This window comes from Leisingera sp. ANG1, assembly GCF_000203975.2.
Lineage (GTDB): Bacteria > Pseudomonadota > Alphaproteobacteria > Rhodobacterales > Rhodobacteraceae > Leisingera.
In genome coordinates this window covers 294,333-306,456 of the sequence record NZ_AFCF02000003.1, presented here as the reverse complement: position 1 = coordinate 306,456, position 12,124 = coordinate 294,333, and the positions used below count along the sequence as shown (strand labels likewise).

11 protein-coding genes and 1 pseudogene are annotated in these 12,124 nt (G+C 61.1%); 8 read left to right on the top strand and 4 right to left on the bottom strand.

Going from position 1 to position 12,124, the window contains the following annotated elements; translation table 11 throughout:
• The first annotated feature begins 110 nt into the window (after positions 1-110).
• Positions 111-305: a transposase gene (locus GC1_RS22825; RefSeq protein WP_082020187.1), complete on the top strand. Its 195-nt coding sequence runs from the start codon at positions 111-113 to the stop codon at positions 303-305.
• 156 nt (positions 306-461) lie between these two features.
• Here GC1_RS22825 and GC1_RS22135 read toward each other — a convergent pair.
• Positions 462-973, bottom strand: a pseudogene (locus GC1_RS22135) (transposase); the annotation flags it as partial.
• Between the two features lie 392 nt (positions 974-1,365).
• Here GC1_RS22135 and GC1_RS07520 point away from each other — a divergent pair.
• On the top strand, positions 1,366-2,412 hold the full coding sequence (locus GC1_RS07520) for an efflux RND transporter periplasmic adaptor subunit (RefSeq protein WP_019296861.1): 1,047 nt from the start codon (positions 1,366-1,368) through the stop codon (positions 2,410-2,412).
• Positions 2,413-2,422: 10 nt separating this feature from the next.
• Positions 2,423-5,464: an efflux RND transporter permease subunit gene (locus tag GC1_RS07515; protein WP_019296860.1), complete on the top strand. Its 3,042-nt coding sequence runs from the start codon at positions 2,423-2,425 to the stop codon at positions 5,462-5,464.
• Positions 5,465-5,789: 325 nt separating this feature from the next.
• On the opposite strand, the gene GC1_RS07510 is transcribed toward GC1_RS07515, so the two are convergent.
• Positions 5,790-6,674 carry a LysR family transcriptional regulator gene (locus tag GC1_RS07510; protein ID WP_019296859.1) on the bottom strand — a complete coding sequence of 295 codons (885 nt, stop codon included), beginning with the start codon at positions 6,672-6,674 and terminating at the stop codon, positions 5,790-5,792.
• Between the two features lie 108 nt (positions 6,675-6,782).
• On the opposite strand from GC1_RS07510, the gene gstA reads away from it, so the two are divergent.
• Genes gstA through GC1_RS07490 form a run of 4 tightly spaced genes read left to right on the top strand, consistent with a single transcriptional unit; the run spans position 6,783 to position 8,976 of the window.
• A complete protein-coding gene (gene gstA / locus GC1_RS07505; RefSeq protein WP_019296858.1) occupies positions 6,783-7,394 on the top strand; it encodes a glutathione transferase GstA in 612 nt (203 codons plus the stop codon).
• Positions 7,391-7,771, top strand: a complete 381-nt coding sequence (locus GC1_RS07500; protein ID WP_019296857.1) for a nuclear transport factor 2 family protein — start codon at positions 7,391-7,393, stop codon at positions 7,769-7,771. The genes gstA and GC1_RS07500 overlap by 4 nt, the downstream gene beginning before the upstream one ends.
• Positions 7,772-7,774: 3 nt before the next feature.
• A complete protein-coding gene (locus GC1_RS07495) occupies positions 7,775-7,996 on the top strand; it encodes a tautomerase family protein (protein ID WP_019296856.1) in 222 nt (73 codons plus the stop codon).
• Entirely contained in the window at positions 7,993-8,976 is a 984-nt protein-coding gene (locus GC1_RS07490; protein WP_019296855.1) for an NAD(P)H-dependent flavin oxidoreductase, read from the top strand. Before GC1_RS07495 ends, GC1_RS07490 begins: the two co-directional genes overlap by 4 nt.
• 76 nt (positions 8,977-9,052) lie before the next feature.
• Here GC1_RS07490 and GC1_RS07485 read toward each other — a convergent pair whose 3' ends face one another.
• Entirely contained in the window at positions 9,053-9,916 is an 864-nt protein-coding gene (locus tag GC1_RS07485; protein ID WP_019296854.1) for an NADP-dependent oxidoreductase, read from the bottom strand.
• Between the two features lie 99 nt (positions 9,917-10,015).
• Here GC1_RS07485 and GC1_RS07480 point away from each other — a divergent pair, with 99 nt between their 5' ends.
• Positions 10,016-10,606, top strand: a complete 591-nt coding sequence (locus tag GC1_RS07480) for a TetR/AcrR family transcriptional regulator (RefSeq protein WP_237754572.1) — start codon at positions 10,016-10,018, stop codon at positions 10,604-10,606.
• A 150-nt stretch (positions 10,607-10,756) separates the two neighbouring features.
• Here the strand turns inward: GC1_RS07480 and GC1_RS07475 are convergent, their stop codons facing one another.
• Entirely contained in the window at positions 10,757-12,109 is a 1,353-nt protein-coding gene (locus tag GC1_RS07475) for an NAD(P)/FAD-dependent oxidoreductase (RefSeq protein ID WP_019296852.1), read from the bottom strand.
• Positions 12,110-12,124: the final 15 nt, after the last annotated feature.

Genomic DNA, 12,124 nt, shown 5'->3' with positions numbered 1-12,124 from the left:
CCCCTGGTAAAGGACGGGTTTGTCCCGCATTGTGCAGTTTCACGGTTTGAACTTCGTCCCTGTTCCCGGACAGCGGGGTAAATTACCCCTGTCCACGAAAGGAGCATGGAATGGGACAATCGAGACGGACGTTCACAGATGAGTTCAAAGCCGCAGCTGTTGGTCGGCTTTATAAGCCTGGTGCCACACAAGGCGGTGTTGCCAAGGAGCTTGGAGTGACGAGCTCGAAGTTCCCGGCAGATTTGCTTGATCGGCTTGTTCGGCATTGGCCTCGGACCAATGGCGGCTCAATTCCTCAATCCTGAAAATCCGCCCGCCGGATCTTTGCTATCGTCTCCACGACCAACATCCCACTCTGTGCTCCCCGATAACCTCGGGGGCATGATTCACATCAGTGTAAGGGGGTCATCTTTGGACGCCGATTTCCCCGCTACGGGGTCAAAATTGCATGCCTGTTCACAGTTGACCTGCCAGCCTGCCCCTCTCAGCAATGCTGCGATCCGCCGATAGCCGTAGCGGCCATACTGGCGGGCAAGCACGATAATGTCCGCAACCAGGCGTGTTTTGTCCGCCCGGCTCTTGGGCGGCTTGCGCTGCGTGGATCTGTGTTGCTTCAGGACGCGGCAGGCGCGCCGCTCAGACACCCTGAACAGGCTGCGCACATGGTCAATGCAGGCCCGGCGGCGGGCGGGGCTCAGAAGTTTCCCTTCGCAGCTTCCGTCAGGATGAGCTTGTCCAGGGTCAGGTCCGATACGGCGCGACGCAGCCGTTCGTTTTCTTTATGCAATCGTTTGAGTTCCCTGAGTTGGTCGGTTCCCATCCCGCCATACTGTTTGCGCCAGCGGTAATAGGTCTGCTCGGTGATGCGCACTTCGCGGATCGCATCCACCCGCGCCATCCCTTGCCCGACAAGCACCTCAACCTGCCGCAGCTTCGTGACAATTTCTTCGGGTTTGTGCCGCTTCGTTCCCATTCTGATCCTCCGTTTTCCTAAACATAACGGCGGACCACTTCACTGGGGGAGGATCAAAAGGCCAGTCATGCACTAACAATCAAACCGGACCACTCAGGTGGGGCTGATCATCCGAACGTCCCAGTTTTCAGGGAGCAGAGCACCTTCTCAAGGGGCGGAGGACTGCGGCCCTTCTCATTGAGTGCGAAGGTGTCTTGCCGTGAGTTTTCATTTCCTTCTTGGCGGCTCTTCATGGAGATTTCTTGTACTTTGTGAACTTGTTCACAGGCAAAAAAAGCCAAAGAGACTATGCCGCACCGATCCCGGCATCTTGTCTTGCACCAGTGGATGCGCCACCTGAAATTGCCATACGATGCGAACAGCCAGAAAACTGCCCCGAAGGAGTGATACGCATGCGCTGGACAACCTCATTTGCCGTTGCTTTGATTACCGGGTTTGCAACCTTGCCTGCGGTTGTGCTGGCTCAAGGGGCGCTGAAGCCGGTCAAGCTGCTGCAAACCTCCTCGGAAGCATTGGTTCTGGAACGGCAGTTTTTTGGCCAAGTGGCAGCTAAGCAGACAGTGGACCTTGCGTTTCAGGTTTCCGGGCAAATACTGAAATTTCCGGTTGCCGAAGGCCGTACGGTGGCCAATGGCGGGTTGATTGCCGAGCTTGACCTGGAACCGTTCGAGCTACAGTTGGAGCAGGCGCAGCTGCGCAAGGAACAGGCCGACCGGACTGTTGCGCGCCTAAAAAATCTGACCGGCACTGTCAGTCAGGTCTCGATCGACGACGCTGAGACCGAGGCAGGGCTGGCACGCGTGGCGCTGCGCGATGCAGAGTATGAATTTGAGCATGCTACCCTGAACGCTCCTTTTGATGCGCTGGTGTCCAGCCGTGAAGTGGAGCAGTTCACCACCGTCAGTTCGGGGACCCCCATCGTGCGGCTGCACGACATGTCTGAATTGCATATCAAAGTCGATGTGCCTGAAGTCCTGTTCCAAAGGGCTGAGGAAAGCGACGTGCTGACGATTTCCGCGAATTTTCCCGGCCAGGACGCAGAGTATCCGCTGGAGATCCTGGAATATGATGCAGAGGCCAGCAGCGTCGGTCAGACCTATCAGGTGACACTCCGCCTGACCCCGCCTGAAAACCGCCAGATCCTTCCGGGCGCATCTGCAACTGTGAAAGTGCGGGTGAACACCGGCGAAGCAGGCATCAGAGTGCCCGCAACGGCCCTGGTAACCGCAACCGACGGCAGCACCGGCGTCATGGTTTATTCCCCTGTAGGCGCTAAGGAAGGCACCATTGCATGGACCAAAGTGAAGGTTGAAGCCACTCAGAACGGTGATTTCCGTGTGGCGGAGGGCCTGGCCGGAGACGAAGAAGTGGTGCTGACCGGGGGCGGCGCGCTGAAAGACGGCCAGAAGGTCAGGCGCTTTACCGGTTTCGGAAACTGAGGGCAGGCAGATGGACATTGCACGCGGGTCGATCAACCGGCCGCTCTATACTTGGATCATCATGCTGGCGGCCCTGCTTGGCGGCATCTGGGGATTTCTGAACCTGGGACGCCTTGAAGATCCGGCCTTCACCATCAAGTCCGCGGTGATCGCCACGCAGTATCCGGGCGCCAACAGTGAGCAGGTTGCGCGCGAAGTCTCCGAGCCTCTGGAATCAGCGATCCAGAAAATGGGCGAGGTCAAGCTGATCACTTCGGTGAACCAGCCCGGCTTCTCCCTGATCGAAGTGGAGATGCAGGATACGTACGATGGCACCGAATTGCCTGCCATCTGGACCAAACTGCGTGCGGAAGTACGCGATGCCGCCCGCGCTTTGCCGGAGGGTGTCAGCCAGCCGGTTGTGAACGACGGCTTCGGCGATGTGTTCGGCCTATTTTATGCGGTAACGGCGGAGGGCTACACGGACGCCGAAAAGCATGATCTGGCAACCTACTTGCGGCGCGAGCTGCTGACGGTGGACGGGGTGGCCGATGTTGAAATCGCGGGGTTGCCGCAGGAGGCGATCTTTGTTGAACCCACGCTCGCGGTTTCGGTCAATCAGAATGTTCCGATTGACGCGATCAGCAACGCGCTGGCCACGTCCAACTCGGTCCGCTCTGCAGGCAGTCTGGACGCCGGGCCAGCCGAAACTCTGATGCGCGCGCCTGAAGGCTCGGACTCGGTTTCCGAAATCCAGGGCCTAGCGATCGGCTGGCAGGGTGAGGTGGTTAACGTGATCGACATGGCCGACGTGCATCGTGGCCGCATCGACAATCCGGATCTGATCATCCGCTTTGATGGGGTTGAAGCCTTCACTCTCGGGATTGCCGGCCTTGCCACCGAAAACATCGTCGAAGTGGGCAAGAACGTTGACGCCAAGCTCGCCGCACTGGACAGCCAGATCCCCTATGGTGTCGATCTGAAACCAATCTATCAGCAGCATGTGGTGGTCGAGCAGGCCTCCAACGACTTTCTGGTAAACCTTGCCATGTCGGTTTCCATCGTGGTGGTCGTGCTGGCGCTGTTCATGGGTTGGCGCGCCGCTGTTGTGGTGGGCACAACCCTGCTGCTGACAGTGGTGGGCACACTGTTCTTCATGAACATGTTCTCGATCGAGATGGAGCGGATTTCGCTTGGTGCGCTAATCATTGCCATGGGGATGCTGGTCGACAATGCCATTGTTGTGGCGGAGGGGATGCAAATTTCCATGCTGCGCGGCAAGACTTCCCGCGAGGCGGCACACGATGCGGCGTCAAAAACCCAAATCCCGCTGCTTGGCGCTACGGTGATCGGCATCATGGCCTTTGCCGGTATCGGTCTCAGCCCGGATGCGACTGGTGAGTTCCTGTTCTCGCTGTTTGCGGTGATTGCCATTTCGTTGCTCCTTAGCTGGTTCCTGGCTCTGACGGCCACCCCGCTGCTGGGCCACTACTTCTTCAAGCAGGGCAAGGAGGGGGACAGTGATGCCTATGATGGTGTTCTGTTCCGCACCTACGGCGCAATTCTGCGGGCATCTCTGAAGCTGCGCTGGATGGTCGTCGCTGGGCTGATTACCGTCACCGTGGTCTGCTTTTTCGGTTTCGGGCAAGTGCGGCAGCAGTTCTTCCCGGACTCCAACACCCCGCTGTTCTTTGTTCATTACAAGCTGCCTCAGGGCACATCGATACACACCACTTCCGAGCATCTGCAGGTGTTCGAGGACTGGCTGGGCGCCCGCGATGATGTGGTTTCGGTGGCCTCCTTCACGGGACAGGGGGCAACCCGTTTCATGCTGACCTATTCTGCCGAAAAGCCGAACCCCAGCTACGGCCACCTGATCATCCGTACCGCAAACCTGGACGCCATCCCGCCGCTGCAGGCTGAGCTGGAGGCTTTTGGCCAATCCCGCTTCCCTGAGGGTGAGTTCCGTACCAAGCGGCTGGTGTTCGGCCCGGGTGGCGGTGATCCGATCCAGGTGCGCTTCTCCGGTCCCGACCCGCGCGTCCTGCGCCGCCTGGGCGAAGAAGCGATCCGGCGGCTGGAAGCGGCTTCCCCCAATATCCTGCTCCCGCGTCAAAACTGGCGTGAGCAGGAGCCGGTGCTGAAACCTGTCTATGCTACCGACCGGGCACAGACTGCCGGCGTCACCCGGGAAAACATCGCCGACGCGCTGCAGTTCTCCACCGATGGTGTGCAGATGGGCGTCTTCCGGGAACATGACCGGCTGATCCCCATCGTGGTACGCCGAGCGCAGGAGGACTCCTACAACATCTATGATCAGGTTGTTTTCTCTTCTTCTGCCGAAAAGTTCCTGCCGCTGGAGCAGATGATTGATGGCATCGATGTCGAGGTGGAAAACACGTTGGTGCATCGCCGGGACCGACTGCCGACGCTCACTGTTGGCGCCGACATCCCGCCGGACATGACTGCGGCCACCGTTTTTGCCCAAGTGCAGGAAACCATCGAGGCGATGGACATCCCGCCCGGCTACATGATGGAATGGGGCGGCGAGCATGAAAGCTCTGGCGACGCTAACGAAAGCCTTGGCAAGCAGCTGCCGGTGACGTTGCTGATAATGGTGCTGATTTCGGTACTGCTGTTCAACGCAATCCGCCAGCCGGTGATCATCTGGCTCTTGGTGCCGATGTCGGTGAACGGCGTGGTAATCGGGCTGCTGGGCACCGGTTTCCCCTTCACTTTCACGGCACTATTGGGTCTGCTCAGCCTGTCCGGTATGCTGATCAAGAATGGCATCGTGCTGGTCGAGGAGATCGACCTGGTGCGCGAAACCGGCAAGCCTCTGCGCGAAGCCATTGTCGAAGCCTCGGTCTCACGCCTGCGCCCGGTGATGCTGGCAGCAGTGACCACCATTCTTGGCATGGCGCCATTGCTGACCGATGCGTTTTTCGTGTCGATGGCAATCACCATCATGGGCGGGCTGGCCTTTGCGACCGTGCTGACGCTGGTGGCCGCGCCGGTTTTCTACCTGATCTTCTTCAGGGACGTGGAAAAACGCGAGATGGCGGGTGTCTGATAACCGCCTGGCCTCTCAAAAATCAGGGCCCTGGCGGAGTGCGCCAGGGCTTCTTTCCTGCCGGGGTCTGTTCGGAGGGCCAATTTCCGACTTAATTGGGTTTCAAAAGCAGCGGTCCGTTTTGTCCGGCAGCCCAGCCTTTGACAAACTGAAAAAGGCTGTACGGCACACGAATGGCGGGCCGGGCAAATCTGCGCTGCAGCACATGACACCGTGATGAAAGCCGGGCAGGAGCCGGCCACGTCGCCCTTGGAAAGCTTTCGCTTTAATATGATAGCGTTCTGCTTCAGCTGCAGAAGGTTAGCAGTCCTAGGGGTTTCCTGATTTAGTCCGGCTTGGCAGTACCGATTTTGCTCCAAAGTTCATTGGCAACGACTCCTACTGTTTGGTCCCTGCGTCTCATCTTGTAGAGCATGGTCCGGCGAAGAGGAAACCCTTCCAGGTTCAGGGACAGCAACGCTCCGGAGCGTCGCTCAGCATCTGTCATATGGTCGGGCAAACCACCCCAGCCGAGCCCGGCGAGGATCACTTTCTTCTTGGCCGTGAGATCGGAAACGGTCCACTTCAGCCCGCCAGACAGCAGGTCGCGGCTCTGTTCATGCGCCGCGCCGCCGGTGCCGGCGGCAACCACCTGCACGTGGCCTTGCATTTCGGATGCGGACAATGCGCGGGAACCGGACGGCAGGCCAAGATCAGGGCTGGCCACGGGCCGGATCGTGACCTCGGCAACCGGTTCAGCCTCAACTTCGTCCAATGGCACCCCATCAAGGGACGCGAGCGCGATATCTGCCTTGCCCTCCATCAGCCGGGCGATCGGGCCGCCCATCATCTCCATCCGCAGCCGCAGATGTGTTGCGGGGTGGCGCCGCCCGGTTTCTGCAAGGGCCGGCAGCAAAGGGTCCAAATCCATTGTTGCGCTGACGGCGACGGTCAGCTCCGGCTCTTCGCGGGCGCGCAGCCGGGCCGCGGTGGATCTCAGCCCCTGCATCTGGCGCAGAACCCGCGACGCCTCGCGGTAGAAGATTTCGCCTGCTGGGGTGAGTGCGGGGCGGTAGGCTTCGCGGCTGAGCAGCTCCAATTCCAGCTCCTCTTCCAACTGACGGATTGTGTGGCTGATGGCGGATTGCGATTTGTGCAGGCGCTCCGCCGCGCCGCGGAATGTGCCGGTTATGACAATGGCGTCCAGGGCAATGAGCTGGTCATGTTTCATGAGTTTCCAACATGTTCGATTTTTTCGATCATAGTGCTGAAAACACAATATTATCAATCAATCATATTCGGAGGTAGTCAGAGGGCATCACCAACACAGGAGACTGTTATGAAACTCTACTACAAGCCCGGTGCTTGCCCGCTGGCAAGCCATATCGCCCTGCATGAAACCGGCCGCCCGTTTGAAATTGAAGCCGTCGATACCGCCGCGGGCAGGACTGAAACGGGTGCGGACTACCGCGCGATCAACCCCAAGGGCTATGTTCCGGCCCTGGGCCTGGACGATGGCAGCATTTTGACTGAAGGGGCAGCGGTTCTGCAGTATATCGCGGACAGCCACCCGGAGGCAGGCTTGGCGCCGGAGGCTGGCACCCTGGCCCGGGCCCGGATGCAGGAACAGCTCAACTGGATCGGGAGTGAGCTGCACAAGGCCTTTGGCCCGCTGTTCCGCGAGGGCACATCCGAGGCCGGCAAGGACGCTGCGCGTACCGCTGTTGCGGGCAAGTTCGATTTCATTGAAACCCAGCTGGCGGAAGGCCGAGAGTGGCTGATTGAAGACCAGTTCTCGGTGGCGGATGCCTACCTGTTCGTTGTCTCGAACTGGGCAAATTTCACCGGTATCGACCTGGCCCGCTGGCCCAATCTTGCCGCCTTTGTGAACCGCAGTGCAGCCCGTCCATCGGCACAGGCAGCGATGCGCGCCGAAGGGTTGATCCAATGACGCCCGCCGATCACAAAGCGGTCGGCGAACTGATGGGGGCCTATTTTGAGGGCCTCCACCAGGCCGACAGCACCATGCTGCGCGAGATCTTCCACCCGCAGCTGGCCTATGTCTGCGCCACTGAAGGCGATGAGCTTTACTTGGATCTTGAGACCTACATGACCCGCGTCGACGGGCGTGAGCCGCCCGCCAAACGCGGCGACCCGCGCGAGGAGGAGATCCTGGAGATTGCCTTTGCCAGCAACCGTCTGGCCCATGTCAGCGCCCGGATGACCATGATGGGCCGGGACTTCCACGACCTGCTGACCCTGGTTCGCCACGGCACCGAATGGCGCATCGTTGCGAAAGTGTTTTCCTATGCTCCACGAAAGGACTGACTCATGCCTTATGTGAATATCAAGGTGACCCGCGAAGGCGGCCCTGATGGCAACGGCCCAAGCGCAGATCAAAAGGCGCAGCTGATTACCGGGGTCACTGGTCTTCTGCAGGACATTCTGGGCAAGAACCCAGCGACGACCTTTGTCGTGATTGACGAGGTCCCGCTGGAGGATTGGGGCGTCGGTGGCCTGCCGGTGCAGGAATACCGGAAGAAAGCTCAATGAAGACGCGGCTGACAGAGGCGCTGGGGATCACCTGTCCGGTGATCCAGGCGCCGATGGCCTTTGCTGCGGGCGGCGCGCTGGCCCGCGCCGTCACCCAAGCCGGCGGGCTGGGCATGATCGGGGGGGCTTATGGTGATGTCGGCTGGATTGAACAGCAGTTCACCGCCGCCGCGGGGGCCCGCACGGGCTGCGGGCTGATCACCTGGAAGCTGGCGGAACAGCCGCATCTGCTTGATCTGGTACTTGCGCAGGATCCCGCGGCGGTGTTCCTGTCCTTCGGCAACCCGGCGCCATTTGCGCCTGCGATCCGGGATGCCGGCGTGCCGCTGATCTGCCAGGTCCAAACCCTGCGCGATGCCCGACAGGCGCTGGACTGCGGCGCGGACATTCTTGTCGCTCAGGGGGCGGACGCCGGCGGCCATGGCGAAGCGCGCGGCACCTTTGCTTTGGTTCCCGAGATAGCGGACGAAATCGCGTGCCGGAACAGCACGGCGCTGCTCTGTGCCGCAGGCGGCATCACCGACGGGCGCGGTCTGGCTGCGGCCCTGATGCTGGGTGCAGATGGTGCGGTGGTCGGCACCCGGTTCTGGGCCTCGCACGAGGCGCTGGTGCATCCCCGCATCCTGGATCGCGCGCTTGCTGCGACCGGTGACGATACGATCCGCACCAAGGTGGTCGACGTGGTCCGCGGCTATGATTGGCCTGCGCGCTACAATGGCCGTGTGCTGCGCAATTCCTTCATTCAGAAATGGCACGGCTCCGAAGATGCCTTGAGGATGGAAGCAGGCGCTGAAGCCGCTAAATGGTTGGCAGCTCAGGATGCAGGCGATCCGGATGTGGCAACCGCCATTGCCGGCGAAGGCATCGGCCTGATCCGCTCGGCCGCGCCTGCAGGCCGCATTCTCGCAGACCTCATGGATGACGCGCAGCAGTGTCTGGCCCGGGCGGCTGCTGCAATGGGCGTGCCCGCGCCCGCGTAGCAATCCGGGACCCTTCGGCAGCACGAAAAACCGGCACAGGCGGGGGCGGCCCTGCCTGTGCCTTTCGCTGCAGGTGTCAGCAGGTATGGTCCAGAACAAACTTGCCGGTACGTCCGGGCGCCTCCAGCCTCCGGTGCGCCTCTGCGATCCGGTGAAGCGGCATGATCTCCTCGATCCCCGGATCCAGGACGCCCTGGGCCAGCCAATCCGACAATGGCAGCAGAACCTGCTGATTGGCGGGATTTTGAACTGTCACTGGGGTGATGCCCCGCGCTGCGGTAAAGACCCCGCCCGGCTTCCACCACTCCGGAACAATGGTTGCATAGGCCCCGCTGTCCTTCACCGCAGCAAAAGCCTGATGCGCATGTTCACCGCCGCGCACGTCAATGGCGCCATCTACGTCTTGTGCATCAGAGGCCGCGAGTTCGAACCCCAGCAAAGGCGCGATCGCTGCAGCCATTGCGCCAACCGCCCCTTTGGGATTGTTGACCAGAACACGGGCGCCCGGCGGCAGATCCAGCGCTTGATATGCCGCCAGTGCGGTGCTGCCGATCAAAGGCATTGCAGCGGCTGTGATGAAAGAAACCGCATCGGCAATCTTCACAATCTGGCTGGCAGGCAGGGTGGTAAATTCCGCATGGGTGCCTACCAGCGATCCTGGTTGCGGTGAGAGCCCCATCACCCGGTCTCCGGGGGCAAACCCTTCCGTTTCAGGGCCAAGCGTCTCGACAGTGCCTGCCGCATCCCAGCCTAGGATCATCGGAAATTGGGCTGGGTCATAGGGTAGGATCCGTCCAGACCGGACCCCCGCATCCACAGGGTTCACACTGGACGCATGGACCCGGATCAGCACCTCCCCCGGCTTGGGTTCGGGGTGCGGCTGTTCCGCTATCCGGAACACTTCCACCCCGCCAAAACTCTCGATAACTGCTGCTTTCATCCTAGCCTCCACCTATTCTGTAGTGATTGATAAACAATGGGCGGCTTGCCGGGTCAAGCACATTTGTGTAGTGATCGGTAAATAATAATGGAGGCAGCCATGGGGCGGCAGCGGTCCTTTGACACCGATCACGTGATTGAGCAGGCGATGCTGCTGTTTTGGGAACGAGGATATGAGGCTGCGTCCATGGCAGAACTCAGTGCTGCCATGGGATTGAACCCGCCCAGTATTTACGCGGCTTTTGGCAACAAACAGGCGCTGTTTGAACGCTGCACCGCCCATTATGTCAAGCATGTTGCGGCTTACGCCCCTCGCGCCCTTGATGAAGAAGCAACTGCCGCCAAGGCTCTACGCCGCCTTGTGTCCGAGGCGATTGAGGCCTTTTGCACGGAACAAAGGCCCAAGGGCTGTCTCCTGATCAGTGCCGCAACCAATTGCGGCAAAGGCAGCGAATGCGCGCAGGAACTGCTTGCCGGCTACAGGCAAGCCAGCGAGTCGATGATCGCAGACCGGATCCGGCGCGGTATCGCCGACGGGGACATGGCTGTATCCGTCAAGCCGGACTTGCTGGCAAAATTTGTCTCGGTGCTGATCCAGGGGTTTGCAGCGCAAGCCCGTGACGGTGCAACAGCAGACGCATTGCACGGGGTGGCAAACCTTGCGCTCAGACAGGTTGAGGTTTCGCTTTGATGGCACAGGCCGGTAAATCCTGGTTTTCTTACACGATGAGAAAATTCAGTTCGGAAGTTCTGCTCTGCACCGAAAACTCAACCGCCCCCGGTGGTACCGGAAGTGTTCCACGCGCAGCGAGTCTGTTCAGTCGAGTCAGCGCGGAAGTTCCTAATGCAGGTCTTTCATGCCGTAATATGTGTACGCTAGAGGTAGGAGGTGGCGGCGGAAACTCAGCAATGGGAACGTTGAAGGCTGCACCTTCATGAGCTCGGGTAAAGGGGAAACGCATGGCTTTCCGGCGGCAATTCCAGCAATCAGCCGCCCGGTATATGTCGCCATTGCAACGCCGCCGCCGTGGTAGCCAAATCCGGTCCAGGCGCGCCGCCAGTCTCCGATCTGCCCGGCATAGGGGGTGAGACCGCGGGTCAGGCAGACCAGGCCGCTCCAATGGTATTCTGTTTCAGCCTTGGCAAGGGCCGGGAACATCATCTCGAAATCACGGCGGATCCGGCGTCGCATCTGCTGTGTGGAGCCGGGGGTGATGTTGCTGGTGCCGCGCATCCCGAACAGCACCCGGTTGTCCGGCAGCAGGCGGAAGTAATGCAGCAGGTTGCGGGTGTCATAGGCGATGCGCCGGGTGGTCCAGCCCTGCGCCTGTTTCTCGCCTTCAGTCAGGGGCCGCGTCACCATTATATGCGAGACCACCGGCAAATAGCGCCCGCGCAGCCAGTCCGGCAGGTTGTCGCTGCTGTAGCCGTTGCTGGCGATGATCAGCCGGTCGGCGATGATGCGGCCCGAAGGCGTTTCGACGGCGTAGGTGCCGCAGCGCTCCTGCTGCACCGAGAGCGCCGGGGTGCCGCCGTGGATCACGGCGCCCGCCTGCTGCGCAAGGCGGGCCAGGCCGGCCGCGTATTTGCCCGGGTTCAGGCCAAAGCCCAGGGGCAGCAGAAATCCGCCGTAGAAGCCGTCGCCGTGCAGGCCCTCCTGCCGCATTTCTGAGGCTGACAGCACCGGGCAGTCCACCCCGGCGTAATGGCGCAGGCCTGCGGCCATTTCCGGCAGGGCGCGAGCCGCGCGGGGGCTGTGGGCCAGGCAGTATTCGCCGTCCTCCTGCACATCGGCCTCGATGCCGCCAGGCGAGGTGAGATCGCGGACCAGCGCAACCGCCTCCTTCTGGGCGCTGTAGAAGGCGCGCAGATCGTCCTCGCCGAAGCGGCGGATAATGGCGCTGCCGCCCAGCTTGGCACCGCCGAAGCCGCAGAAGCCGGCATTGCGCCCCGAGGCACCCCAGCCGGGCCGGGCGGCGTCGATTACCAGCGGCGCCTCGCCGTGCTCGCGGGCCAGATGCAGCGCGGTGCTGAGGCCGGTGTAGCCCGCGCCGATAATGGCCACGCCCGTGCGCCGGTCGCCGTCCAGCGGCGGATAGGCAGGGGCGGCGGGCAGCGTGGCCTCCCAGTAGCTGCCGGCAGGGGCCTGGGTGTCATAGGCGTGAGCGCTGTAGATGCGGCGGAGGGTTTTCATGGCACTGGTCCGTTT